Source organism: Deminuibacter soli (assembly GCF_003412455.1).
Taxonomy (GTDB): Bacteria; Bacteroidota; Bacteroidia; order Chitinophagales; family Chitinophagaceae; genus Deminuibacter; species Deminuibacter soli.
Genome location: NZ_QTJU01000002.1, coordinates 232,714 through 258,932 on the forward strand (window position 1 = coordinate 232,714; position 26,219 = coordinate 258,932).

Below are 26,219 nucleotides of genomic sequence, written 5' to 3' on the forward strand. Positions count from 1 at the left end.
TCGTAAATTCGCGGTATGAAACAGAAAATATCTATTGTAGTTGCACTGTTACTGCTGGTTGTAACAGCAGCTGTGTACCGGTTAATTCCCGGCCGTCCGTTTGGTTTTGCACCACAGATAGCCATGGCCTTGTTTGGCGGCGCTGTATTTGTTCACAACAAAAAATGGGCGTTTGCATTACCGGTGATCTCTATGTTTCTGTCTGATTTGCTGTTCCAGGTTTTATACAGCGCCAATCTCAGCACAACACCCGGTTTTTATGAAGGCCAGTGGCAGAATTACCTGCTGTTTGCCCTGCTTACCGTAATTGGTTTTGCGGTGAAGAAAGAGAAAGTGCTGAGCATTGCGGCAGGCACACTGGTGGCGCCCACCGTGTATTTCCTGTTGTCTAACTCACTGGTATGGCTCAGCGGCGGCGGCTACCAGCGCCCCAAAACATTCAGCGGCTTTATACAATGCATGAATGATGGTATTCCTTTTTATGGCGGAAGTGTTGCAGCTACCGTTGTATTCGGTGCCGTACTGTTTGGCGGGTACTACCTCATCAAAAAATCACAAACCGCAACAGGCCACCAGATGGCTTAATGCGATTGAACAAATCATACGAAGGGCCGCGGTGTAACCGTGGCCCTTCTTTTTTACGCCTCCAGCAACTCAATGTACTGGGCAGGCACATGCGGTGTAAGCCAAACCTGGTTATCGCTCAGGTAAAAAGGATGACCATCCTGGTGCATCTGTCCGGCAGCTACGGCAAATACATAAGGCTGACCATGGCGGCTGCCTACGGTTGTGGCCGTTTCCTTGTCATGGCTAAGGTGTACATGCAGGCGGGTGCGTTTGTCAATGCCCTTTGAAAGGATGGAGGGCACCGAAGGCTTGCCTGTGCCGTGATACAGGATGGTAGGCGGCTGAATGGGGTTGTAGTTCAGGTTTACATCAACCGAATGGCCCTGTGCAGCCCTTATTTTGGTGCGGTCTTCGTTAAAGGTAAATCGTTGTTTGTCGTTATTGGCTACCACGTAATCGAGCAGCTCGGGAGATATGGGGAAGCCGTTTTTGTTCATTTTGTCAACCAGCTTGTTAACGCTAACCCAGCCTTGTTCATCGAGCGTTAGTTCGATAATCTGGGGTTTGTGCCTTAAAAAAAGGCTCAGGAACTGGCTGGTGATCCTGGCTTCAGTTTCATTGATCATACAAGGGATGGTTTAGGATATTGAGTGCTAAAAATAGTAAATTGCGCTGTAATAAAACCTACTACTGTATGGGTATCTGGCGCCAGATAGCTGAATATTTATATATCAAGAAAAGAGATCCGAATGCTCCCCGCAATACTTCCATCCGGGCCATGCACGGAATGAACAGGATTTCCCTGTTTATGTTCCTGCTGGCATTGGTTATCATGATTGTACGGTTCCTGATTATCCCGCTTTTCAGAAAGTGAGAGAGTTGGGAAGCGTGAGGAGGTAAGGCTGATCACTGGTGAATTGTGAATAGTCAACTAGTGAATAAAACAGCCGTTGTGGCATGCTGTTGGTAATACGGGCGGTTTGCGCAGCCCCGGCATTCTGATGCCATTAACACAGGGACATCGTATCCCCGTGTACGCCGTTGCCGGTGTCCTCACCGGCAACTTCCGCTCACGCCTCAAAAAGGGCCCCTGTTCCAAACCTTAAAGCATTAAAAAAAGCTACCTAAGTGTAACCGTGACTTAACTAAACGACATTAATTGGTGAATAGGAAAAAATTGAACATTGAAACAATTGAACTATTCGAACCCCTCCGATCCAACTTAAACTTCAAACGCTAAACCTTAAACCAGCGCCCAACACTATTGAGCTAAACTAAAAAACATTCATTTACCAGTGATCACCTCACAATCCTCCCATAAAATCCACAATCGCCCTCGCCGCATTGGCTGAAGCATTGCCGCCGGCAGAGAGTAGCGTTTTCAGTTCCTGGTAATCGCGCTGCAGCTGGGCTTGCTTGTCAACATTGTACAGCAGGTTTTTGAGCGCTGTGCTGGCATTGGCTACAGTAAGGTCGTTCTGGATAAGCTCTTTCACCACCAGTTTATCAAGAATCAGGTTTACGAGGGAAATGTATTTTACCTTAATCAATCGTTTGGCTATCTGGTAACTTATGTTACTGCCCTTGTAACAAACTGCTTCAGGCACACCAAACAAAGCTGTTTCCAGCGTGGCAGTGCCGCTGGTAACCAGGGCTGCATTGCTTTGGGCCAGCAGGGCATAGGTTTGGTTGCGCACGGCCAGCACATTTTTATAAGGTGCCAGCAGGTCGGCATAAAAAACGTCTTCCTGGCCGGGTGCTTTGGCTACCACGAAAGTGCAATCGGGAAACTGCTTGCTCACTTCGAGCATAACCGGCAGTTTCTTCAGTATTTCCTGCTTGCGGCTGCCGGGCAGCAGGGCTACCAGTTTTTGAGAAGCAGGTAACGGTGTATTGTTGTCTGTAAGCAGTACCTGTGCTTCGGGAGAGGCTTTAAACTGGTCAATCACGCGCACCAGCGGGTGCCCCACGTATTGCACATCCCACTGCCACCTGTTTTTAAAATAATCTTTTTCAAAGGGGAGAATTACCAGCATCAGGTCAATATGCTGTTTCATTTTCTTTACCCTTCCTTCTTTCCAGGCCCATACCTGCGGTGAAATGTAGAAAACCACTTTCATACCCCGGGACTTGGCCCATTCGGCAATGCGCAGGTTAAACCCCGGGTAGTCTACCAGTATCAGCACATCGGGCTGGTAGCGGGCAATATCTTCCTTGCAAAAACTGAGGTTGCGTAAAATAGTGCGCAGGTTCATCACCACTTCTGCAAAACCCATAAATGCAAGGTCGCGGTAATGTTTCACCAGTGTGGCGCCTGCCTGTTCCATATAATCGCCGCCCCAGCAGCGAATGTCCACCTCTTTATCCAGCAGCCGCAATTCTTTTATCAGGTTGCTGCCGTGCAAATCACCACTTGCTTCTCCTGCTATAATGTAATACTTCATCGGTTGATTTGTTGGATAAATAGAATGCGTAATCGTTTGGAGTTACACAAAAAACTTGATGTACAATGCAACCAGGATATATACAGCAGTGCAGGCAAAAATGCCACGCGCCGTTTTGTCGATATGTGCATTGGAGTACAGGGTAAAGATAAATATGTTGGCCACCAGCGATATGGTTATCATCGCAGAAAGCAGGCTTTTATTGCTCGTCATAGAGCCGAAATAATCGCCCAGGCTAAAGGTGGGGTAAAATTTAACCAGGTAGTGAATCAACATGCCGAAAAAAGGGGCTATCAGTCCAAGTACAAGCCCCAGCTTAAAATTGTCTTTTTTTAAAAACATCATTTGGTTTTTAAGGATCGCTCCAGTTTGTCTTTTAATTGGTAATGGGTCAGGTCAAATTGAACGGGCACCACGCTTACATAATTGTTCTTCAGTGCCCACACATCGGTGTCTCTGCCTTTATCGAAGTTCACAAATTCACCGGTAAGCCAGTAGTATTTTTTACCGTGCGGGTCGTCGCGTTCTGTAAAGGCTTCTTCGTATTTCGCATATGCCTGCCGGCAAACCTTTAATCCTTTCAGCAGCTCAAGCGGCGATTGCGGAATGTTTACATTGAGACAAAGATGTTTATCTATTTTTTTACCGAGTATTTGTTTTACCAGCAGGCGTGCGTAATGCTGTGCGCCGGTAAAGTCGGCTTCTATGCTGTAATCCAGCAGACTGAAGCCAATGCTGGGGATGCTTTCAATAGCTGCTTCCAGCGCGGCAGACATGGTGCCGGAGTAAATTACATTGATGGAATGGTTGGGCCCGTGGTTAATGCCGCTTAAGCAGATATCCGGTTTGCCGTGCAATACCTTGTCTACTGCGAGTTTCACACAATCAACCGGCGTACCGCTGCACTGCCATGCTTCCACACCTTCAAAGATGTTCATTTTGGTTAAGCGTAGCGGATGACCAATGGTAATGGCGTGTCCCATACCACTTTGCGGCTTGTCTGGCGCCACCACTACTACAGTCCCCAGGTCTTTCACACTTTCCACCAGCGCTTTAATACCAGGCGATGTTATACCGTCGTCGTTGGTTATCAGTATGGTGGGTTTGGTTGTCTTTGCTGTCTTTGCGTTTGTAGCTTTTGCCATAAGTATTTGCAAGATACGTAGATATATGGCAAAAAAAAGCAGCCATCACCTGATAATGAATGGCTGCCGGTATATATTGAAGTATAAAGAAAATGTACATTTCACTGCATGTGATGGCCGTTTTAATTAGATGGGGCAGTCAGCTCAAAGTAACGGTAAGCAGGTTCCACATTCCACATGTTGTGAAACAGGCTGGAAAGTATTTTCAGCAAACTCTTTTTCTCATTCGTTGTGCGGTCGCAATACTGCGCCTGCTGCATTTTTACTTTCACAGCAATGTACGGATGCCTTGCCTGGTAGCTGCCTTTGGGCGCACGGCGTTTAAGGCTGCGTATAATTTTTTTATCGGCTACAACGCTTGCTGTGCCTGATACCTGGAGGTTACATGAACCACCTTTTTTATGAAAGTCAAGCTGAACAGGGAACTGTGTTTCAAGCTCGTCCAGCACATGGGTGGGTTGAGGTAATAAAAACCAGAGGTCTCCTTCATTCACAGTAATCACGTACACTACAGATGTTGGCAGTTTGGTAAGCGCCGTGCTATCGTTGTAACAGATAGCAGTTCTTATTTCCTTTATTTTATCCTGCAGAAAAAACAGGTTTTTGTTTTCGGGTCTATCTGGCGTTATCATAATAATAGCTTTGTATGAATCTATTCAAAACTGGTTCCAATTTTTTTACCATCACGTACAGCCCAATACTGGCAAGGCTTTGAGTAAAATTGTCTACAGGAATAAATTTTGTTGGTGGAACAGTTAAATATAATTGCCATGTCAGTTGTTCAACTATCGCATAAGGAATTTTTATTGATGGCGCACGATAATGCCCGTGCAGCAAAGGCTGCAAAGCTGGTGTATGTGAATGATGCTGAGCCTGGTATCAGCCGTTTGAAGAAAGGAAAAGGCTTTGTATATATATACGACAACAAACCTTTGCGCGGTAAGAATGAGGTAGAACGCATACGCGCACTGGCTATTCCGCCGGCATGGACGAATGTGTGGATATGTCCCTTGCCCAACGGGCATATTCAGGCTACCGGTACAGACATACGGCAACGCAAGCAATACCGCTATCACAATTTGTGGAGCACCCTCCGCAACGAAACAAAATTCCACCGCATGGTCGAATTCGGGAAAGCTTTACCCGCTTTGAGGTTACAGCTTGAGCAGGATATGTCGCAACATGCGCTCAGCGAAACAAAAGTGCTGGCTACCTTAATCAGTTTGATGGAACGCACGTATATCCGCATCGGCAACACCGGTTACGAAAAGGCCAACGGATCGTACGGGTTAACCACCTTGAAAGACCAGCATGTGAAAATAAACGGCGATTCCGTCATGTTTTCTTTTAAAGGAAAGAAAGGTGTGTACCATGAAATAAACCTGCGGAACAGGCGGCTGGCAAGGGCAGTGAAAAATTGCAGGGATATCCCGGGTAAGGAACTGTTCCAGTATTACGATGAAAACCATCAACGCCAAAAGGTTGATTCAGGTATGGTGAATAATTATATAAAAGAGATAAGCGGCTGCGACTTTACGGCAAAGGATTTCAGAACATGGGCAGGCTCGCTGGCACTATTGCGCCAATTGAAATCGGTTGGCGAGGCACAGGGCGTAACAGCGCGCAAACATAATATTGTACAGGCTTTGGACGAAGTGAGTAAAAAACTGGGCAACACCCGTTCCGTATGTAAAAAGTATTATGTGCACCCGGGTATTATTCAATTGTATGAAGAAGATGCGCTGGGCGCATACCTGAAACAACTGGATGATATTGAGGTTGACGATGGGCAAACCGGTTTAACAGCAGATGAAAAAGTGCTGATGAAGTTGTTGAACGCGCTTTGTTAGTAGCGAAATTTCCCCATCTGTAACGCGCATATACCACAATTGATTGCAGTAATGTGTTATAAATCAGTACGAATAAAGGGTAAATGGAATTGGTACGTTTTTTTATAATATCTCTATACGCTTGCCTTTAAAAAGTTATCGCTAATAATATGAAGCACCAATAGCAAGGCCCTTTTTTAAACGTACCTGGATTTTCTGAATGTTTGCTTGCAGTGTACCACATACCGCTGCAGGCAAACACCTCCCCCGGAACGGATGAAAACAGGCAGGTTCATCACAGGCAAGTTTCTCAGCCTTAAACATTCACGACTAAATTTTAATACACCGGTTCAGGAATTGAACTGCAAAAAAATGAGTGCAGGAATATCATATAACAGAAGAAGCCTTGTACGATCGCTGAATAAAGCCATTGAAGATGGATTCAGCAGGGTATTTAAGATAGACGGAGCTGCACTGCATTATGATACTGAAAAAGTATCATACCAGCCAGGCCAGGTTTCCCTGGTGGGGCGTTATGAATTTGACGAGACAGCCGACCCGGCAGACAATGCGGTATTGTATGTACTGCAAACAGAAGACGGTGTAAAAGGCACCCTGATTGATGCAGCAGGTTTTTATGCATCACCGTCAGTTCAGGCGTTTATGGCCGCCATTAAACAAGCCAAACGGAAAGGGAATATTTTTTAGCACATGCGCATACGCAGGAGCATCTGAAGATTAAACAGACCAATTACATTTCAAATATGTTGAATAGCACTAACACCCGGGAAGAAACAGCGAAGTCCCTTACTAAATTTAAAAAACTCGTATTGCAGTCAAGGGTTTGCATGTTGTGTGGCGTTACATTGTCTGGTGAAATTGTAACCAAGCCATTGTACACGGCAAGTGTAGACGAAGCAGGAGACCTGTATTTCTATTTTAACGAAGATGCACAGGGGTTGGATGCCATTAACTGGAACAACAACATATCCCTGATTTATTCCAATTCGGGCAGGAGAACACACCTGGAGGTAACCGGTAAATCGGTGATGATTATGGACAGGCAGAAAACACGCGATTTATGGTCGCCCCTGTTGCACGCCTACTTCCCCAAAGGAAGCCATAGCATGAAGCTGATGAAAGTGCATGTAACGCGTGCAGCCTGTTACCAGGATTTTCATTCACAGCGCGAAGTATTGATACAGGCGCCCATAGAGACGCCGCATACCGACCAGCTGAAAAAAACACTCGCATTACAGAAGGTAGGCTAGCAATCTGCCGTCAAAATAACTAACCAATGGAACATACCGTATTAGAACACCAGGAAGCAATAGCCAAACTGCGCAAGTTTGCGGAGGATGTAAACATCTGCATGTTTACCACACTCACCGAAGCCTGTGAACTCAACACCAGGCCTATGGCAACCGCCCGGGTAGATGATGATGCTACCATCTGGTTCTTCAGCAATGAATTTTCAGGAAAAACCACAGAAGTACAGCACAGTGACGATCAAACCGTGTACCTGCTGTATGCACATCCCGGTAAAAACATTTATGTAAACCTCATCGGCTCCTGCGAAATTGTGAGAGATAAGGCTAAAATGAAGGAATTGTACAGCCCGGTTATCAAAGCCTGGTTCCCGGATGGCTTAAACGACCCCGATATGTGCCTGCTGAAAGTAAGCGCCAAAGAGGCTTACTACTGGAACAGCACTTCGAATAAAATGGTCGCCTTTTTGCATATGCTTAAAGCAATAGCTACCGGTGAACAATACGATGAGGGAGAAACCGGCAAACTGGAATTTGAATAATGTGTAAGCACTAACATAATTTTCCTGTTTCATGGGGGTGAACCGGAAAATAGAAAGCGGTGACAAGGTTTTTAACCCGTCACCGCTTTTGCATTGTTATAGTTTGTTTGTAGAACGAAAGGAACAATTTACGAGAAAGAGATATTGGCAGCATAATAGGTGGAGGATGGTATCAGGATAGAAAAAGTAGTGCCCCTGTTTATTTCCGAAGCCACCTCTATACTGCCGGAATGCGACTGGATGATATTGAGCGTACTGGCCAATCCCAGGCCCATGCCGTTGCGTTTGGAGGTGAAATAAGGCTCAAACAGTTTGGACAGGTTTTCCTCTGCTATGCCGCTGCCGTTGTCTTTAATAAGCACAGTATGAAAGTCTTCACCCGCTTCAACCGTAATTTCCAGCTGCCCCACACCTGCTTCCATGGCTTCTACTGCATTAATCACGATATTGAGAAACGCGATCTTCAGTTTCTCCACGTCTACCATCGACAGGGCAGGGGCTTTATCGTAGTTCACCTTCATTTTTATCTGCTGCAGTGTAATGCGGTCAATGGCGTCTGAAATGGTCATGTCCATCACGCTTTGCAATGGCTTTTGCCTGAAGTCCAGTTCAGAAGGTTTAGACGAGTTCAGCAGCTGGTTAATCAGCCCGCCGATGCGGTTGCTGTTGCGGTGAATAATTTCGAGGAACAGTGGTATTTCATCTTCTGAATGGCTTACCCGCAGCTGCTCTACCGACATATTGATGTTGTTGAGCGGGTTGCGTACCTCGTGCGCCAGCGTTCTCACCAGCCTGCCTGTGGCTGCCAGCTTTTCGATCTGCAGGTTGGCTTTTTCTTCTTTTTTAAGATTGGTGATATCGTGCAGAATGCCCTGCAGGTACGAGCTTCCGCTTTGACTGTATTGTACGGTAATGGTGAAAATGCAGTAACGTATTTCGCCGTCTTTCGTGGTAAGCTCCACCTCTTTATCCATTACTTCGCTGTGCAGGCGCATGGATTGCTGTACAATGGTTTGCGATGATTTATCGAGCAACTGGTAAAGTGATACCTCTTTCAGCTCTTCGGCTTCGTAACCCAGCAAATCGCAGCAGGCGGTATTTACATCCAGGAAAAACAATTCGTTGGTAGAGGTGAATACAGCATCTTTCGATTGCTCAAAAATGTTGCGGTATTTGTTTTCGCTTTCGCGCAATGCTTTTACCGAACGGCTGCGTTCAAGCGAATAACGGATGCAGCGTTCCAGTTTTTCACTGTTGAGTTCGCTTTTAATGAGGTAGTCGGTGGCGCCGATTTGCATGGCTTCCATGTCAATCAGCTTATTGCCCTTACCGGTGAGCAGTACAATGGGTTCTTCAAAATTGAGCGCCCTGGCTTCCTTTAAAAAGTCGATACCGGTTTTGGCGCCCAGGCGGTAGTCTACAAAGTATACATTGTAGCGGTTCATCCTGAGTTCTTCAAGCGCCTTCTGGTAATTGAAACACCAATCAACCTTGAATTCAATATCCCTGATCTGGCTGATATAACTGGAAGTTATAAAAAAGTCATCTTCATCATCATCGATAATGAGTATGTTAACGGGAGTATTCGTGTAAGCCGACATAAGCTGTTGCTGTATACGGTTTATTTGGGTAATAGTATAATAAAGCTGGCGCCCTGGCCTGGTGTGCTGCGGGCGTAAATTTTACCGTGGTGGTTCTCGGCAATTTTGCGGCAAATGGCCAGTCCCACGCCGGAACCCGGGTATTCTACCTTGCCGTGCAGGCGCTGAAATATCTGGAAAATACGTTCTGCATATTCCTGCTCAAAGCCAATACCATTGTCGCGCACTTCAATGCGGTGATAATTTTTGCTGGTGGGCAGGTGGCATATTTCCTTGTCTTCTTTGGTGGCTGTGCCGCTTTCAATATGAATCACGGTTTGCACACCCAGCGTTCTGAATTTGATGGAATTGGAAAGGAGGTTGGTGAACAGCTGCCGTATCTGCGAATGTATGCCTTCAATTTGTGGCAGGGGCTGTTCAATCACAATGGTGGTGCTGGTTTCTTCAATCCGGAAATCAAGGTCTTGTTTTACCTCTTTGATAATGGCATTGAGGTCGGTTGGTTCCAGCTGGTTGGCGCTGCGGGTTACGCGCGAAAACTCCAGCAGGTTGTCTATCAGTATGCGCATATTGTCGGCAGAGGATACAATGCGCTCTACATACAGCCGCATATCGGTAGTGAGTTCTGCCGCGTACTTCGAAGAAAGCCGTTCGCAAAAGGTAGTGAGTTTGCGCAAAGGCTCCTGCAGGTCGTGGGAAGCCACATATGCAAACTCTTCCAGGTCTTTATTGGAACGGTTGAGCTCGCGTATTTTAGATTCAAGTGATTGTTCGTAATTCTTCAGGAGGGTAATATCTCGTGTGGTGCCATAGGTTTTTACCGGTTCATTGTTCTCATTGCGGATGATCTTCGCAAACGATTCCAGTTTTTTCTCTTCACCGCTGGCTGTGGTAATGGCATATTCCACTACATACACATCGTTGGATGACAAAGCATCTTCACGTGCCTGTTTTAGTTTGGCGAGGTCTTCGGCAGACAAATGTTTGTTGAAAAATGCTTCGGTAATGGCCAGCTGCGCCCTTTCAGACGGGTTGTAACCATACAGCTGCAGCAGCCCGTCTGAGGCAATAAAATTACTTGCATCTGCGCCCGATTCCCAGGTGCCGAATGTAAGAAAGGATTCCCTTTCCAGCTGTGTGCTTTTGAAATGCAGCAGGGCTTCATTAAAGCTCGCCTGCTCAGTAATATCGCGTGAAGTGCCATACACCTTAATGGCTTTGCCATCGGCGTTGGTGAGTATTTTACCGGTAGTGAGCAGTACGATTTCTTTGCCGTCTTTGCGTTTAATGGCAAACTGGTGCTGAAACTTGGTGTGCTCCTGTATAGCACCGTTAATGGTTTGCTTAAGGCCCTGCAGGTCTTTCGGGGCAATCTGGCTTTTTACAAAAGCCAGCGTTTTCTGCACCTCATTGTCTTCCCGGCTGTAGCCGAGTATATCGTAAATGCCGTCGCTCCAGTCAAGTGTATTGTTCTCAAGGTTCCACGACCAGCTGCCGAACTGCAGCATGTGTTCATTGTCGCGCATCAGTTCTTTCATGGCCTTAATCTCATCGCGCGATTTGCACGATTCGGTGATGTCCTGTGCTACAAACAGCAGGGAGCTGGGTTTGCCTTTGTCGTTTTTCTGGAGAATGACGCCCTGTGCATGAAAATAACGCCAGTCGCCGCCTTTATGATTAAAACGGCAGTCAAAACCGTAGAAGTCAGTTTCACCGGGCAGTTCGTCAAATTTATCCAGGGCGCTTTTTACAGCTTCAATGTCTTCGTTGAATATCAGTTTCAGAAAATCATTATCCCAGTTTTGTATATCTTCAAAGCTGTACCCCAGCAGGTCAGTTAGTTTTTTATTGATATAACTGATCTGCTTTTTGTCTGTATCATACACATACACCAGCGCCGGGAAAAAATCGACCAGTTTTTGCCGGAGTGAATCTGCCTGTCCGTCATTGTCAAATAAGAACTTCAGATATTGAATACCAGTAGAAGACGCATTGTCCATGAGAAAAACCCTTCTTATAAATTATTTAGTTCCTTGTACTGCTTCATTTTGTTGTACAGTGTTTTTCGGTCAATATTCAGCAGTTGCGCGGCCTTGCTTTTATTGAAGTTTGATTTTTTTAACGCCTGCATAATCATTTCGTATTCTGCATCAAGACTGGCATGTTTCAGATCAATTTCTTCAATGGGTAAAGACTGGTAAGCTGCTGCGGGTTTATACGCCGGTTGTTGTGTGGCAGGAGCATCATCGAACTGCAGCTTGCTGAAATTGGATATTTCAAACGGCAGTGATTTGGCTTCTATCAGGTCGCCGTCCTGCAGCAGTGTGGCTCTTTTAATCACGTTCTTCAATTCGCGCAGGTTGCCATACCATACGTACTCCCTGAATATTTTTTCCACTTCTTCTGTAAAGCCTACCACTTTTTTGCCCAGCTCACGGTTTGTCTGCGACAAAAAGTGGCGTGCAAAAAACATGATGTCTTCCTTGCGTTCGCGCAGCGGCGGAATTTCGATACCAAACTCGTTAAAGCGATGGTACAGGTCTTCCCTGAATTTGCCTTTGCGGGCTGCATCCAGCAGTTTTTCATTGCTCGCTACAATAATACGTACGTCAAGGTCTATGTCTTTATTGCCTCCTATGCGGCGCATCTTTCTTTCCTGCACCACGCGCAGCAGGCTTACCTGCACATCGTAGCTGAGGTTGGCAATTTCATCAAGAAAAATAGTGCCGCCGTTGGCCAGTTCAAAACTGCCGGTCTTTTGTGACAGGGCACCGGTGAACGAGCCCTTTTCATGGCCAAACAATTCACTGCCTGCCAGCTCTTTTGACAGGGCGCCGCAATCGATGGCAATAAACGGCTGGTCTTTACGGCTGCTGAGACTGTGTATGTGTTGTGCAATCACTTCTTTACCGCTGCCGCTTTCACCATAAATGATAATGCTGTAATTGGTAGGTGCTACCAGGGAAACCTGTTTCAGTATCTGGTGAAAAGAAGGGCTGTCGCCAAACACATATTCACCGTTGCTGGTATATTCAGGTAAGGTAACAGGCTGCTGCAGTGATGGCTGCCGCGCAGGCTGCAACTGCGGTTGCGATACATGCTGGGCCACCTGTACGGGGTGGTTGCCATGTTCAAGGGCATTTTTGATGGTTACCAGTATTTCTTCAGGAAACAACGGTTTGGTAACATAATCATATGCGCCCATTTTTATAATTTCCACTGCGGTTTTGATATCGCTGTAACCGGTAATGATGATCACAGGCATGGCAGGATATTTTTCCTTAATGCTGTTCAGGAGCGATAAACCGTCGGTATCTTCGAGGCGGAAATCGCTGAGCACCAGATCCGGTTTAACGGAATCGAGTATTTCCAGTGCTTTTTTAGCGCTGAAAGCTTCTGTGACTTCAAACCCTTTTTTGGTTAAAAAACGATGCAGCAACAGGCAAAGATCCCTGTCGTCGTCAACAACTAAAATCCTGGGCATAGGCAATAACTTAAATAGGCTTCTAAATTGGTTGTTTCCGGTTCCCTGAATTACTGGATACTGGATTTAGGCCAAGCGATGCAAATTATGTGCGTGTTTGATCAAATGAAGAAAATAAATGCGGCTTTGCCTAATTTTTGTTCAATTATTGTTGCGGAATTTTAAACGCAATTGAGTATATTGTATAAGGAATGCTTTCGGATACAGCCTTAAACCTTATTCAGGAAGCACCTGCCTTACAGCAACGATTGGAGAATAGGGGCGTTCCCGAACTGACCTTGAAAATACGAGAGTGGGAAAATTTATCTACAAATTGAGAAAGCTTTCCTGGAGGAGGATGGCATATACAGGATTTATTGTTTCGTTGCTGATTATTACCTTGTTATCCTGGCTTTATCATCAGCAATACACTACCATGCTGCGTTACACCGCCGCAGTGGAACACTCTTACCGTGCCATTGCTGAAGTAAACCGCTTTGCCAGCCAGGTAAAGGATGTTGAAACGGCTGAGCGCGGTTACCTGCTTACACACGACAGCAGCTTTTTGCTGCCTTACAACGATGCCGTAAAATCTATTGAAGAATCGCTGGATTCCCTTGCCTCTTTTACACGCGACAACCCGCTGCTGCAGCAACAGGTTATGTCGTTGCGGTACACCACACAAAAACGCCTGCTCAACCTTTCGGGCAATTCACTGAACCAGCTTGCCGGTAATCCCAGTCTTGTTTCATTTAACCTGCTTGAAGGAAAAATGGTGATGGACACCATTAAATCCGCTGTGAGCACGCTTACCCGCTCAGAGCTGGAACTGCTGCAGGAACGCAATAATGCACGGGAAAGTTACCAGCTGGCCGTGCCTAAAATACTGATGGTGCTGCTGGTGTTTTCTTCCAGTTTGCTGCTGGTGTCGTTCGTGGTAATTGTGCAGGTATTGCGCAAAAGAAAACAATACCTGGCGCGGCTGGAAACCTCCAACTACGAACTGCAGGCCAATAACGAAGAGCTGGCACAGATTGCAAAGGTAGTGAGCCACGACCTGCAGGAGCCGTTGCGCAAAATACGCACCTTCAATAACCGCATGGTGATTAAACACCGCGAAAGCCTTACACCCGATGCCCGCCAGATACTGGGCCGGCTGGATGAGGCGGTTATACGCATGCAGGCGCTGGTAGAAGACCTGATGAACTATACCAGTCTTACCGGCAATACCGACACCATCGCCACCGTATCGCTCAATGATGTGGTAAAGCGCATTCTGCAATATTACCAGCCGGAGATCATGGATAAGAAAGCCACTATACAGGTGGGGCCGCTGCTGGATGTGCAGGGGTACGATCACCAGGTATTTATTGCGCTGGCCGCGGTGGTGGAAAATGCATTGAAATTTTCAAGTGCCGACACGCCGCTGGTGATACGCATCAATGGCCGTATGGACATGGCACGTGATGCCGCGCCTGATGAAAAAAGGATTGCTGAAAATAAGTACTATATTGTGCAGATAGCCGATAACGGTATTGGCTTTAATGATATATTCAGGGAAAAGATATTTGATATTTTTCAACGCCTGCATTCGGGAGAAGCGCAATATGAGGGTAAAGGCATAGGACTTGCTATTGTGCGGAAGGTAATGCATAACCATCACGGGTTTGTGCGGGCAGAAGGCAGGGAAAACGATGGCGCGATGTTCTGTTTGTATTTCCCGGTATAGCAGCGTATTGCGTTGCCGGTGTCAATTATCTTATTTTTTGTATCCTAACTATTACTTTTGTAATGCAAAAACCTTACATGAGTTCCTCGTTCATACTGATAGCCGAAGATGATGCAGACGACCGGTTTCTGATTCAGACAGCCTTTGAAGAAAAGGGGTTCAACGACAGGATCGAATTTGTTGAGAATGGTGTGGAATTATTGTCTTTTCTACAGAATATCGCTGTGACCGCAAAGGAAGAGCAAAATTTCCCCGGCTTTATTTTACTGGATCTGAACATGCCTAAAAAAGATGGCCGCGAGGTGCTGAAAGAAATAAAACAACACCCGTTATACAAGAAAATTCCGGTGATTGTATTTACTACCACCCGTAACGAGCTGGAAATTAAGCGTTGTTACGAGTTGGGCGCCAATACGTATATAGTAAAGCCCATTAGTTTTGAAGCGTTGCTGAAGGTGGTTGACGATATACGCAGCTACTGGTTTCAAACAGCTTCTATACCTGCATGATGTGCGCATTTATGCTGATTTATTGCCTGGCGCAATTACAGCATGTTTTTTGCCCTCATTTTTGCGGACAATCTTATTAAAAGGAATCCGTGCTGCATAAAAAAAGCCGGCCAGCCTGTAGTATTTAAAATAGTCTTATTGTATGGCAAAAGATTCAAGTAAGACGGTGGTGATTGTGGACGATGAAATTGACTGGTGTTTATTGATGAAAGCCTACCTGAGCAGATTCAATTATGCTGTGTTTTGTTTTTATACCCTGCGGGAAGCATTTCCTACCATTTATTCCATAAAGCCCGACATTATTTTCCTCGATAACAACCTGCCCGACGGTGTGGGGTGGGAGAAGGCCAATGAGTTGCTTGACCAGTTACCTGAACTGGAACTGAATCTCATCAGCGCCTACCGCAATGTACTGCCCGCAGCCCTGCACAGGCCCGATGCGATCAGGGTTTGGGAAAAACCGGTTTCGGTGAAAGATCTCGATGCATACTTCGCGAACTGATGGAGGGAGCGTGAATTGTCAGTCGTCAGTCTTGCAGCTAGGAGCTAATCGCTTGCAGCTATTAACTATTTTCGGTCTTTTTAAAAGAAATGTGCATAAATATTTGGAGCCACTAAAAAAATTAGTATTTTGCAGCTAAATGAATTAGCTATGTCTTTTGCCGGAAAAAATCTTCGTTACCTGCGCAAGTTGCGGGGCTGGACACAGGAAGAATTTGCCAATAAACTGAAGATCAAACGTTCACTGGTAGGTGCTTACGAAGAGGAAAGGGCTGAGCCGCGCCTGGAAGTGCTGGAGCAGATCTGCAGCATTTACAAGCTGAGCCTCGATGAGTTACTGCTGAAAGATCTCACCGTGGTAAAAAATCCCGGCTCCTATATCGATAAGCGCAGGCAAATGAAGATGGCCGGTGAATCGCAGGAAATACAGTTTGTGCCGGTTAAAGCTGCTGCAGGTTACCTGGCAGGTTATGCTGATCCTGAATTTATCGACGAGCTCAATACATTTACCCTCCCTATGCTGGCTCCCGGCCATTACAGGGCGTTTGAAATTATTGGCGACAGTATGCTGCCCACACCCAGCGGCAGTGTAATTGTAGGCGAAAAAATCGATGATCTCGAAGAGCTGAAAACCAGCAATACCTACATTGTTGTATCCCGTAACGAGGGTATCGTGTACAAAAGGGTGATGCGTAATAACCGCCTCAAAAACAAGCTCACCCTAATCAGCGACAATCCTATTTACGAACCATACCAGGTAAATACCGAAGACGTACTGGAAGTGTGGAAAGCCCAGATGGTAATTACCAAGGCCAATACACAACAGCGTTGGGATGTAAACCAGCTGGCAGGCATGGTAAACACACTGCAGGAGCAGGTGACCAATATCAAGAAAAAACTGAGCTAGTTAGTCCGCTGTTTTCATTTCCATTTTCTGCTATACTTACTTTCCCGCCAAACAGGTACAGGTTGCTGCATGCCGCAACTGAATGCATGCGGCCTGTATGGTAACTGCACTGCCGTGCTGATTTGCCTGCGCAATTGCGCAATGCTGAATGGTATCCTGTACTGTATCTCGACTAAAACAATTGTTATGGATAGTATTGCACCTAATCTTTTTGTTGCAGACATGGCAACATCGATTGAATTTTATGAACGCCTTGGTTTTACACGAACTATGTCTGTGCCGGAAGCTGCGCCGTTTGTGTGGGCAATGCTTACCAATGGCCGGGTTTCTGTTATGCTGCAAACAATGGAAAGCCTGGCAGATGAGTTGCCGCCCATCAGCAGGGCAGGCGGCGGATCGTTGTTATTGTATATTAACCTGCACAACATACAAGCCTATTTTAAACGGCTGGAACAAGCTGTGCCCATTTTAAAAGGGCTTGAAAAAACATTCTATGGTGCTACGGAATTTTCCGTTGCCGATCCCGATGGCTTTGTGATCACTTTTGCCGAGCATGAAGCAGGGTAAGCTTATCCCGTTTTGTACCCAATGTATTACCTGTGAAAACCTTACTGCCTGAGCTTTTCAGGCAGTTTTTTATGCCCGGCCTTTGGTTTGCGGTGCGATCGCTCATTAGCTGCGGCTGATTGGCCTGTTGTTTTATTACGCGGAAAATGTATCTTGCAATTGCTTTAGGGGTGTCCACCAATGTGGACTGAGATCATACCCTTTGTACCTGATCCGGTTAATACCGGCGTAGGGAAAAGCCATGATCCTGCCGGCGCGTACTTGCCGGAAACTTCCTACAGCTTTACCATTAATACCTACATTATGTTGCAAGAACAATTGTGGCAGCAGGTGCAGCTGGTGCGTGCACAAAGTCCGCTGGTACACAACATCACCAATTATGTGGTGATGAACAATACTGCCAATGCCTTGCTGGCAGCAGGCGCCTCGCCGGTAATGGCACATGCGCACGGTGAAGTGGAAGATATGACAGCTATTGCCGGGGCACTCGTTATTAACATCGGCACACTGGACGATTACTGGGTAAAAAGCATGGAGCTGGCAGCAGCCCGTGCAAAGGCTTTGCAACGCCCCTGGGTGCTCGATCCTGTTGGCGCAGGCGCCACCAGCTATCGCAACGAAGTATTGCGTGAACTGCTGAAATACAGTCCAGCCGTAATCAGGGGAAACGCTTCTGAAATACTGGCGCTGGCCAGTATTGAATCGGCTACCAAAGGTGTAGACAGCCAGCACAGCAGCGAGCAGGCATTGGATGCGGCCAAACGGCTGAGCGAAGCAGTGAACTGCGTAGTGGTAGTGTCAGGCGCGGTAGATTACATTGTACAGGGCGACCGGGTTACTGCCATAGCCAACGGGCATCCGCTGATGGCAAAAGTGACAGGCATGGGATGTACTGCTACAGCCATTACCGGTGCATTTTGCGCAACAGCACCGCAAAAGCCCTACCAGAGCGCGGTTGCAGCTATGGCACTGATGGGCATAGCCGGTGAACTGGCAGCAGCGAAAGCGGCCGGTCCGGGCAGTGTGCAGCAATATTTTCTGGATGCATTGTATACCCTAGATGAGCAGACTTTCAACAGCAAACTTCAGTTAACCATTGTACATGCAGGCATTCCCGTATAAACTGTATCTCGTTACCGATGAACGCGCCTGCCTGGGCCGCAATTTTTTTGATGTAGTGGAACAGGCGGTAAAAGGTGGGGTAGACCTGGTGCAGCTGCGGGAGAAGCAGCTGGATGACGCTGCTTTTCTCACCAAAGCCTTGCGTTTAAAGGAATTGCTCGATCGCTACAATGTTCCGTTAATTATCAATGATCATGTATCGGTAGCCATGCAAACCGGGAGCGCCGGTTTGCATGTGGGCAACAGCGATACAGCACCCGCGCAGGTAAAAGCGCAATGGCCATCGTGTTTGCTGGGTTACTCTATCGAGTATTTGCAGCAATTGCAGACGGTACAGGCCCAGGTGTCAGATTATCTTGCTGTAAGCCCGGTATTTGCCACCGGTACTAAACAGGATACGGTAACTGTGTGGGGGTTGGAGGGCATTGCGCAGATACGGTCGCAAACCAATAAGCCATTGGTTGCAATCGGCAATATCAATGAACAAAACGCAGCAGCAGTAATAGCCGCCGGCGCAGATTGCCTGGCAGTAGTATCAGCAATTTGTTCAGCCGAAAACCCCGCAAAAGCCGCAGCGCAGCTAAGGGAAGCGATTGAACAGGTAACAAAATAAAGTACAGGAAACATAATGTTATAAACCATAGAACCATTGAACTGTGGAACTATGAAACTTCTTAAACTTTTCCATGCAATACAAATATCCGGCTGTTTTAACAATCGCGGGGTCTGACAGTGGCGGGGGAGCAGGTATACAGGCAGATATTAAAACCATTGCTGCACTTGGATGCTATGCCACAACAGCCATTACCGCCATCACGGTACAGAATACATTGGGTGTAACTGGCATTCATGACATACCACCGGCTATTGTGCGCGACCAGATACAGGCCGTGATGGAAGACATTGCCCCTGTTGCTGTTAAAACAGGTATGCTGCATACGCCGGCGCTTGCGCTGGCAGTGGCTGAAGCATTGCGCAAATGGCCGCAGGTGCCCGTGGTGCTCGATCCGGTGATGGTGGCTACCAGTGGTGACAGGCTGATACAGGAGGAAACCATTGAAATACTGAAAACACAATTGTTTCCGCTGGCAACAGTAATTACGCCCAACCTTGATGAAGTGGCAGTACTCACCGGCATACAGGTGCGGGATGTAAGCAGCATGCGCGAAGCGGCTGCCAGGCTTTTGCAAACCCGCTGCCAGGCTGTGCTGATTAAAGGCGGGCATTTGCCGGGTAAAAAAATGTACGATGTGCTGTTGCAGCAGAACGGTGAGTTTTTGCTGCTTGAAGCTGATTATGTACCCGGCAATAATGTGCATGGCACCGGCTGCACCATGTCATCGGCCATTGCTGCTTACCTGGCACAGGAGCAAACACTGGCTACGGCAGTATCGAACGCAAAGGCATACATCACAGCTGCCATTGCAGCAGGTGCCGATGTGGTAACCGGTAAAGGGCATGGGCCGTTAAATCATTTTTACAAACCAGTACCAACCATCAAATATGAAATGGAGCGAACAAGCCTGGCAGGCTATTGAAAGTATTTATTCAAAAATCATCGTACATCCTTTTAACCAGGCTTTGTGTAATGGCAGTTTAACGGAAGAAAAATTCAGTTTCTACATTGCGCAGGATGCGGTGTACCTCGCTTCATTCAGCAGGGTGCTGGCGATGATTGCCGCAAAAGCGCACCAGTCAAAACAATTGTTGTCGTTTGCGCAATTTGCTTCTACTGCTGTAGTGGTAGAGCAGTCTTTACACGGCAACTATTTTGAGAAGTTGCAGATCACTGCTGCACAGGCTGCGCCTGCCTGTTTTCAATATACTAACTATTTGCAGGCTACGGTTGCATTTGAACCGGTGGAAACGGCGATGGCTGCTGTATTGCCTTGCTTCTGGATATACCGGGAAGTGGGCCTGCATATTTACCGGCAGCAAAATGGAATAAACAATCCCTATAAAAACTGGATTGATACTTATGCAGGCGAGGCTTTTGATGCAGCGGTAACCGAGGCCATTGCCATTTGCGATGCAGTGGCGGCAACACTTACACCACAACAGCAGGCCCATATGCAGCAGGCATTTGTTACAGCCTCCAGGATGGAGTGGCTGTTCTGGAACAGTGCGTGGCAAATGGAACAGTGGGCTGTTTAAGTATACACGGTTTGGACTACGAATACAGCGCTATCGCTGTTTTAAAAGTATTGCAATGTGCTTCAACAATGGTTTTAACATCAGGGGAATAACCGCCGCCCATGGCCACGCAAACCGGGATACGGTGCGCCTGCAGGGTTTGAAATACAAACTGGTCGCGCTGTAAACAGCCTTCCATGCTCACTTTCAGCTTGCCGAACTTGTCGGTTTCAAGAATGTCTACACCGGATAGATAGAAAGCAAAATCGGGTTGCTCGCGTGCAATGATGGCAGGCAGGGCTTCGTGTAATTGTTGCAGGTAAGCATCTGTCTCCGTACCATCTGCCAGCCCGATATCCAGGTCTGATTTTTCTTTGTGAAACGGGTAATTGTGTGCGCCGTGCATACTGAAAGTAAATACCCTTGGCTCATTGGCAAACAGGCTGGCCGTACCGTTGCCCTGGTGTACATCCAGGTCGATGATCAATATTTTTCCTGCATCGCCATTGCGCAGCAGGAAATTGGCTGCCACGGCCATATCATTCAGTAAACAAAACCCTTCGCCATGATTTGCAAATGCATGGTGTGTACCGCCTGCAATATTTAATGCTACACCGTGCTGTATGGCATGGTAACAACAATCGATGGTGCCTTGCGTAATAATCAGCTCGCGCTGTGTTAACTGGGGCGACTGCTGAAAGCCGATTTTACGTTGTTCAGACGGGCTGAGCGTTTGGTGCATCAGTTTGCCCAGGTAATCTGCATCGTGTGTAAGCAATACGGTTGATGCGGTGCAGGGTGCAGGTGAAAAAAGATTGGCGGCGGTGATATAACCTTCGTGTAACAGCTGGCCGGGAATAAGCTCATACTTCAGCATCGGGAAACGGTGGTTCTCGGGCAGCGGATGGGCATATATGGCGTCGAATGCAATGTGAATCATGTGGCGTTACATAGCTATTACAGACTGGTTAACAATGGCAAACAGCTTGTCGTTGGGCCGGGCTTCTATGTGGGCAAGACCGGTGAACTGGCTGAAGGCAGGCAGCACCGCGTACTGTTCTCCAAAATAATAACAGGGAAAACTGAGCGTTTGCCTGCCCATGCCGCTAATGCGCACACCGGGATGCAAATGCCCGGTAAAAGTATAATGTGAACTGGTTGTAACGGAATCAACCGGGTCGTGTGTAAATGCCAAACCGCCCGTGGTATGTATGCCGCTGACGGTACTGATACCGGCATTGCCATACCAGCTCTCCGGCAAAATATCGTGATTGCCCTTAACCAGCGTAAACTGCACACCGGGCAAATCGTTGCGCCAGCGGATAAATAAATCCATTTCAAGGTTTTCCCTGCTGTGAAACAAATCTCCCACAATGATGAGCTCTTTGGGCCTGTAATGCTGTATATGGTTAAACAAACGCTGCAGATCATGTTTCAGCACTGCCTGGGGAACAGCAATACCGGCTTTTCTGAAATGACCGGTTTTACCAATGTGCAGATCTGACACAATGAGGGCCTCGCCCTGTTCCCAGTAAATACAGCGTTCAGACGAAAGCCAGAACGTATTATTGCGGATATGATGTGATACGGGTAAAAACATTGCAGCAGCAAATATACAAAACAGCTTAAACTAAAAACGCATGCAGCACCCGTGTGGATTGCGTTGCATGCGTTTTTAGTATATTTTAACCCCTTACTGCTTCAATTGCACTACAAACAGTGAATCACTGAGGTAGTTGGTAAAGCTGAAATAAGTATTGTGTGCGGGTATTGAATCCAGCTGTTTTTTGTCGGCAATAAAGTAGGCATTACCGGGTTGCAGCGGTTTAAAACGCAGTATTTCGTTGCGGCGGTTGCTGATGTGGAAAGTCATGCCGTCGAAATTGCCTACCTGTGCATGTTGCAGAATGTACAAAGGCTGCCCGGCAGTAATGGCGGCTACCTGTTTGCCGTCTGCCTCTGCATGAAAATATTTGTCTGCCCGCTGCGCCACAATAAACCAGTTAAACGTCATACGAAATACCAGTACTGCCATGATGAACAGGTAATAACGGCTTTGTTTGTAACGGATCATTCCCCAGAGAATCAGCGCAAAAGCGATTACCAGCGATATTGATTTCAGGAACGCATTGGGTACGCGGTTGCAAACCGGCAGAAAGATTGATACAACGGAGAATGCCAGCATAATGGCACAAACTACCAATACGGTTACCAGCAAAGTGCGCTGCTGCCAGCCGTTTTCATTTTCACGGAACAGTACATAGTACATCACTGTAAAAATGAGCGGTACAAACATAAACAGGTAACGTGCCATTACTTCGGGTGATGTCCAGTATACGAGAATGTTGAACAGCAGTATCAGTGCATTGTATTTGATAAACGGGTTTTCTTTGATGTACTGCAATACTTTTTTGTTGAGCAATGCCACCACGAAAATGGTCCACGGTAAAAAGTGATACAGCAGTTCGGCCGGGAAAAAAATGAAATGGGTAATCGTTGCCATCCAGCCTTTGCCTGCTACAGTGCGTTTGGTGCTTTCTGTAAGCAGGTTGCTGAATAACACGCCGGGCTCCATTTGTGTATGTTTGAAATATACATAGTAGTACGCGCCCAATATGGCTAAACAAATAAAGCCACCAATAAAATGTGCCAGGTGAAACAGCTTTTTAAACTTGTCGAAGAAAATAAAATACACCAGCAGGGTAATGCCCTGGAAAATGAAGGCAGGCAGGCCTTTCATTAAAAAGCCGATTGCAGTTAATATATAGGTGGTAATGAAAAGATGGTAGTATTTCTTCTGTTCGCCGTAATAATAAATCAGCATAAAACTCAGGTATACGCCGATGGTGAAGGTTTCATCGATAAGCCCTTGTAAGGAATCGTAAATTAGAATACGGCCATTGGTCATAAAGGTAAAAGCCGCCAGGAAGGCGAATGCCTGGTTGGTGTACTTCTTTACAAACTTGTATACGATAAAGCCGGTAATGATCACGGCAACAATAACCGGTAGCCTGAATACAAACATGGAATGGCTGCCGGCCAGTTTAAAAAAAGCTGCAACGATCCAGTTGTAAAAAGGTGGTTTGTTGAGGTATAGTGCACCGTTAATGGTAGGACTGATGTAATCACCACTCAGCACCATTTCCAGTGTAACGATGGCGCGCCTGGCTTCATCGGTTTCCGTATCGATGGGGGTATAGCCGAGATGGCTGAGGTAAACCAGTACCAGTAATAAAAAGCAACTCCATTCAAAGAATTTTTTCTGCCATCTACTGGTAGTGTCAATTCCCATGGTAGATAAGCCGTTGATTGTGCCTGCCATAAAAAGCGCTGTTATTGTTTAATTACTGAACTGTGTTGCGGTAATCAAGGGTAGCGCGGCGAATTTAAATCATTTTTCGAGCTGTTGTTGCATGCGGCGCACCCGGTCTTCCAGTTTTTCGGAAGAGAGGTTTTCGCGCAGGCTGTCTACCTTAATGGGAAAACAGAAGGGGGTAAGCCGTTCAGGTACGGTGATCACTATTTTGCCTTCCTGGATGCGTTGCAGGGCATTGCGCAGGCGCACTTCTTCCATCTGCTGGTCAAGCACTTCCTGGAATGCCTGGCGTATCAGGATGTTTTTGGGATCGTATTCGGCAAATACTTTAAACAGCAGGGAAGCAGATGATTGCAGGTGACGGGCTTTTTTGTGCTCACCGGGATAACCCTGGAACACCAGGCCGGCAATTACCGAAATATCCCTGAATTTGCGTTTGGCCATTTCAACAGCGTTCACGCTTTTGTGAATATCATTGAGCAGGTTATCGGGCGTGAATATCTCGTACACATTGGTATCGTCTACAGGTATGGGCTGATCGCTAAGCAATTCAAACCCATAATCATTCATGGCAATGGAAAAAGTAATAGGCGTTAACCGGCTGATGCGGTAAGCCAGCAAGGTGCCCATGGCCTCGTGTACCAACCTGCCTTCAAAAGGGTATACAAAAAGATGATAGCCGTCTTTGGTTTCAATATGCTCAACCAGCAACTCGTTTGATTTGGGTATGTGCGACAGCTGCTCCTGCAATTCAAACAGTGGTTTCAGGGCTGCGAGTTCGGGTTCCTTTGCCTTTTTAGTAAGGGCATGGTTAAAGGTTTGCCGCAGCATTAAACCCAGGTTGGCCGAAAGCGGCATGCGGCCGCCGTTCCAGCTGGGCACAATAGATTTGGTGGCATTGGATTTTTTCACCAGCACCGTCATGTCCTTGATGGCTATCAGTTCCAGGTTGCGGCCTGCGAGCGTAAAGGTGTCGCCCGGTGAAAGGCGGCTGATAAAGTATTCTTCAATCACCCCGATAAAGCCGCCTGAGGCAAATTTTACTTTCAGCATGGCATCACTCACAATGGTGCCAATGTGCATGCGGTGCCGCATGGCAATGCGCCGGTTGCGGATATAATAACGGCCGTCATAGGCTTCTACCTTGCGGTACTCATCGTATTGCTGCAATGCAGTGCCGCCGGTGGTAATGTGCTGCAATACCTCCCGCCATTCCTCTTCCTGCATATCGGCGAAACAGTAAGTGGCTTTTACTTCTTTGTATACTTCATCCGGACTAAACCCTTCGCTTACTGCCAGTGTGCAGAGGAATTGGGTGAGCACATCAAAGCACAATAACATGGGGTCGCGGCTTTCAATGAGCTTTTCTTTGATGGCTTGTTTCAGTGCGGCAGCTTCAACCAGTTCCAGCGAATGCGTGGGTAAAAAATAGATGGTGCTTATTTCACCTGGCTGGTGACCGCTTCGGCCTGCACGTTGTAAAAAGCGCGCTACGCCTTTGGGTGAGCCTACCTGTATTACTGTATCTACCGGGCGAAAGTCTACACCGAGGTCAAGACTGGCCGTACACACCACTGCTTTCAGCTTTTGGGTATGTAGTGCTTCTTCTACCCAAATCCGCAGCTCCTGTTCAATGCTGCCGTGGTGCAGGGCAATGGCGCCTGCCAGCTGCGGGGCAATGTTAAGCAGGGTTTGATACCACATTTCGCTCATGCCCCTGGTGTTGATGAAAATAAGCGTGGTATTGCTCTGCTCAATGATGGGCACTATTTTATGTGCCAGCTTAATGCCGAGATGACCGGCCCAAGGATATTTTTCAATTTCATCGGGCAGTACAGATTCGATGTGGATTTTTTTATCAAGATCGGCTTTTACAATGATGCCTTTTTGCTGCATGGGTGCAAGCAATACTTCCCTGGCCTGGTCAAGATTACCGATGGTTGCCGAGATGCCCCATAAGCGCAAAGGCTGTTGGCCAGGCTGCAACATGCGGCGCTGCACGTGAATAATGCGTGTAAGGGCCAGCTCAACCTGTACACCGCGTTTACTGCCCAGCAATTCATGCCATTCGTCTACTGCAATGATGCGCAGTTTTTCAAGCACTTCGGGATAGCCCTTCTGCGCCAGCAGCAGGTGTAAGCTTTCAGGCGTAATAATCAGCACTTCGGGCATGTTGCGTTTTTGCCGCTGGCGTTCTGCCATATCGGTATCCCCATTGCGGATGCCTACCTGCCAGCTCATGCCCAGTTCTGCAATTACTTCCTGCATGGCGCGGCCAATGTCTTTGGCCAATGCACGAAGCGGCGATATCCACAGCAATTGCATGCCGTTTTTGCCCTTGGTTGTATAGTTGCCGGGGTGTTCGTTGATAAACTGTATCAGCGCACCAAGAAACACCGAGAAGGTTTTACCAAAACCGGTAGGTGCATTCACCAGCCCGCTTTCCCCATTGGCAATATGCTGCCATGTTTGCTCCTGGAAAGTAAACGGGCGGTATCCCTTGGCATTCAGCCAGTCATTAATAACCTGGTATCCTTTGGTTTGCTGCAGCTTCAATGTAGTGCTTGTTGTATCAA

At 47.0% G+C, this 26,219-nt stretch carries 27 protein-coding genes and 1 riboswitch; of the genes, 15 read left to right on the top strand and 12 right to left on the bottom strand.

Going from position 1 to position 26,219, the window contains the following annotated elements; all coding sequences use genetic code 11:
• Positions 1–15 precede the first annotated feature (15 nt).
• Entirely contained in the window at positions 16–585 is a 570-nt protein-coding gene (locus DXN05_RS07385) for a DUF6580 family putative transport protein (RefSeq protein WP_116846602.1), read from the top strand.
• Positions 586–638: 53 nt separating this feature from the next.
• Here the strand turns inward: DXN05_RS07385 and DXN05_RS07390 are convergent, their stop codons facing one another.
• Positions 639–1,193, bottom strand: a complete 555-nt coding sequence (locus tag DXN05_RS07390; RefSeq protein ID WP_245975152.1) for an RNA 2'-phosphotransferase — start codon at positions 1,191–1,193, stop codon at positions 639–641.
• 68 nt (positions 1,194–1,261) lie between these two features.
• On the opposite strand from DXN05_RS07390, the gene DXN05_RS07395 reads away from it, so the two are divergent.
• Positions 1,262–1,441 (top strand): DUF6728 family protein, encoded by a 180-nt coding sequence (locus DXN05_RS07395; protein ID WP_116846603.1) that lies wholly within the window; start codon positions 1,262–1,264, stop codon positions 1,439–1,441.
• Positions 1,442–1,871: 430 nt separating this feature from the next.
• Here the strand turns inward: DXN05_RS07395 and lpxB are convergent, their stop codons facing one another.
• The 4 genes from lpxB to DXN05_RS07415 all read right to left on the bottom strand — a co-directional run bounded on the left by lpxB (position 1,872) and on the right by DXN05_RS07415 (position 4,788).
• The gene (gene lpxB / locus DXN05_RS07400; protein WP_116846604.1) at positions 1,872–3,011 is read right to left on the bottom strand and encodes a lipid-A-disaccharide synthase; all 1,140 of its coding nucleotides are present in this window, start codon (positions 3,009–3,011) and stop codon (positions 1,872–1,874) included.
• Positions 3,012–3,053: 42 nt separating this feature from the next.
• The gene (locus tag DXN05_RS07405; RefSeq protein ID WP_147313857.1) at positions 3,054–3,356 is read right to left on the bottom strand and encodes a hypothetical protein; all 303 of its coding nucleotides are present in this window, start codon (positions 3,354–3,356) and stop codon (positions 3,054–3,056) included.
• On the bottom strand, positions 3,353–4,156 hold the full coding sequence (surE, locus tag DXN05_RS07410) for a 5'/3'-nucleotidase SurE (RefSeq protein WP_116846606.1): 804 nt from the start codon (positions 4,154–4,156) through the stop codon (positions 3,353–3,355). The genes DXN05_RS07405 and surE overlap by 4 nt, the downstream gene beginning before the upstream one ends.
• 122 nt (positions 4,157–4,278) lie before the next feature.
• Positions 4,279–4,788, bottom strand: coding sequence for a pyridoxamine 5'-phosphate oxidase family protein (locus DXN05_RS07415; protein ID WP_116846607.1), 510 nt, complete (start codon positions 4,786–4,788; stop codon positions 4,279–4,281).
• A 138-nt stretch (positions 4,789–4,926) separates the two neighbouring features.
• Between DXN05_RS07415 and DXN05_RS07420 the strand changes: the two genes are divergently transcribed.
• The 4 genes from DXN05_RS07420 to DXN05_RS07435 all read left to right on the top strand — a co-directional run bounded on the left by DXN05_RS07420 (position 4,927) and on the right by DXN05_RS07435 (position 7,795).
• A complete protein-coding gene (locus DXN05_RS07420) occupies positions 4,927–6,006 on the top strand; it encodes a DNA topoisomerase IB (protein WP_116847124.1) in 1,080 nt (359 codons plus the stop codon).
• 351 nt (positions 6,007–6,357) lie between these two features.
• Positions 6,358–6,693, top strand: a complete 336-nt coding sequence (locus DXN05_RS07425) for a hypothetical protein (RefSeq protein ID WP_116846608.1) — start codon at positions 6,358–6,360, stop codon at positions 6,691–6,693.
• Between the two features lie 56 nt (positions 6,694–6,749).
• Positions 6,750–7,256, top strand: a complete 507-nt coding sequence (locus DXN05_RS07430) for a pyridoxamine 5'-phosphate oxidase family protein (RefSeq protein WP_116846609.1) — start codon at positions 6,750–6,752, stop codon at positions 7,254–7,256.
• Between the two features lie 26 nt (positions 7,257–7,282).
• Complete coding sequence (locus DXN05_RS07435) at positions 7,283–7,795, top strand: pyridoxamine 5'-phosphate oxidase family protein (RefSeq protein WP_116846610.1); 513 nt, start codon at positions 7,283–7,285, stop codon at positions 7,793–7,795.
• A gap of 128 nt (positions 7,796–7,923) precedes the next feature.
• Here the strand turns inward: DXN05_RS07435 and DXN05_RS07440 are convergent, their stop codons facing one another.
• Genes DXN05_RS07440 through DXN05_RS07450 form a run of 3 tightly spaced genes read right to left on the bottom strand, consistent with a single transcriptional unit; the run spans position 7,924 to position 12,880 of the window.
• On the bottom strand, positions 7,924–9,396 hold the full coding sequence (locus DXN05_RS07440) for a hybrid sensor histidine kinase/response regulator (protein WP_116846611.1): 1,473 nt from the start codon (positions 9,394–9,396) through the stop codon (positions 7,924–7,926).
• A 20-nt stretch (positions 9,397–9,416) separates the two neighbouring features.
• Entirely contained in the window at positions 9,417–11,396 is a 1,980-nt protein-coding gene (locus DXN05_RS07445) for a PAS domain-containing sensor histidine kinase (protein ID WP_116846612.1), read from the bottom strand.
• A 14-nt stretch (positions 11,397–11,410) separates the two neighbouring features.
• Complete coding sequence (locus DXN05_RS07450) at positions 11,411–12,880, bottom strand: sigma-54-dependent transcriptional regulator (protein WP_116846613.1); 1,470 nt, start codon at positions 12,878–12,880, stop codon at positions 11,411–11,413.
• A 337-nt stretch (positions 12,881–13,217) separates the two neighbouring features.
• On the opposite strand from DXN05_RS07450, the gene DXN05_RS07455 reads away from it, so the two are divergent.
• The 9 genes from DXN05_RS07455 (at position 13,218) to tenA (ending at position 20,348) form a co-directional block, all read left to right on the top strand.
• Entirely contained in the window at positions 13,218–14,588 is a 1,371-nt protein-coding gene (locus DXN05_RS07455) for a sensor histidine kinase (RefSeq protein ID WP_116846614.1), read from the top strand.
• 77 nt (positions 14,589–14,665) lie between these two features.
• Positions 14,666–15,097, top strand: coding sequence for a response regulator (locus DXN05_RS07460; protein WP_116846615.1), 432 nt, complete (start codon positions 14,666–14,668; stop codon positions 15,095–15,097).
• A gap of 142 nt (positions 15,098–15,239) precedes the next feature.
• Positions 15,240–15,599 (top strand): response regulator, encoded by a 360-nt coding sequence (locus DXN05_RS07465; RefSeq protein WP_116846616.1) that lies wholly within the window; start codon positions 15,240–15,242, stop codon positions 15,597–15,599.
• Positions 15,600–15,749: 150 nt separating this feature from the next.
• Positions 15,750–16,505: an XRE family transcriptional regulator gene (locus DXN05_RS07470; RefSeq protein ID WP_116846617.1), complete on the top strand. Its 756-nt coding sequence runs from the start codon at positions 15,750–15,752 to the stop codon at positions 16,503–16,505.
• Positions 16,506–16,691: 186 nt separating this feature from the next.
• Positions 16,692–17,072 (top strand): VOC family protein, encoded by a 381-nt coding sequence (locus DXN05_RS07475; protein ID WP_116847125.1) that lies wholly within the window; start codon positions 16,692–16,694, stop codon positions 17,070–17,072.
• Positions 17,073–17,228: 156 nt separating this feature from the next.
• Positions 17,229–17,324: riboswitch (TPP riboswitch) on the top strand.
• Between the two features lie 51 nt (positions 17,325–17,375).
• Complete coding sequence (gene thiM, locus DXN05_RS07480) at positions 17,376–18,194, top strand: hydroxyethylthiazole kinase (protein ID WP_116847126.1); 819 nt, start codon at positions 17,376–17,378, stop codon at positions 18,192–18,194.
• Positions 18,175–18,807 carry a thiamine phosphate synthase gene (thiE, locus tag DXN05_RS07485; RefSeq protein ID WP_116846618.1) on the top strand — a complete coding sequence of 211 codons (633 nt, stop codon included), beginning with the start codon at positions 18,175–18,177 and terminating at the stop codon, positions 18,805–18,807. The genes thiM and thiE overlap by 20 nt, the downstream gene beginning before the upstream one ends.
• A gap of 73 nt (positions 18,808–18,880) precedes the next feature.
• Positions 18,881–19,732, top strand: a complete 852-nt coding sequence (gene thiD / locus DXN05_RS07490; protein ID WP_116846619.1) for a bifunctional hydroxymethylpyrimidine kinase/phosphomethylpyrimidine kinase — start codon at positions 18,881–18,883, stop codon at positions 19,730–19,732.
• Positions 19,698–20,348 (top strand): thiaminase II, encoded by a 651-nt coding sequence (gene tenA / locus DXN05_RS07495; RefSeq protein WP_116846620.1) that lies wholly within the window; start codon positions 19,698–19,700, stop codon positions 20,346–20,348. The genes thiD and tenA overlap by 35 nt, the downstream gene beginning before the upstream one ends.
• 16 nt (positions 20,349–20,364) lie before the next feature.
• Here tenA and DXN05_RS07500 read toward each other — a convergent pair whose 3' ends face one another.
• From DXN05_RS07500 to DXN05_RS07515, 4 genes are all read right to left on the bottom strand, one after another.
• On the bottom strand, positions 20,365–21,267 hold the full coding sequence (locus tag DXN05_RS07500) for a histone deacetylase family protein (RefSeq protein WP_116846621.1): 903 nt from the start codon (positions 21,265–21,267) through the stop codon (positions 20,365–20,367).
• A 6-nt stretch (positions 21,268–21,273) separates the two neighbouring features.
• Positions 21,274–21,927, bottom strand: a complete 654-nt coding sequence (gene pdeM / locus DXN05_RS07505; protein ID WP_116846622.1) for a ligase-associated DNA damage response endonuclease PdeM — start codon at positions 21,925–21,927, stop codon at positions 21,274–21,276.
• 93 nt (positions 21,928–22,020) lie between these two features.
• Positions 22,021–23,649, bottom strand: a complete 1,629-nt coding sequence (locus DXN05_RS07510) for an ArnT family glycosyltransferase (RefSeq protein ID WP_116846623.1) — start codon at positions 23,647–23,649, stop codon at positions 22,021–22,023.
• Positions 23,650–23,718: 69 nt separating this feature from the next.
• Positions 23,719–26,199, bottom strand: a complete 2,481-nt coding sequence (locus tag DXN05_RS07515; RefSeq protein WP_116846624.1) for a ligase-associated DNA damage response DEXH box helicase — start codon at positions 26,197–26,199, stop codon at positions 23,719–23,721.
• Between the last annotated feature and the right edge of the window lie 20 nt (positions 26,200–26,219).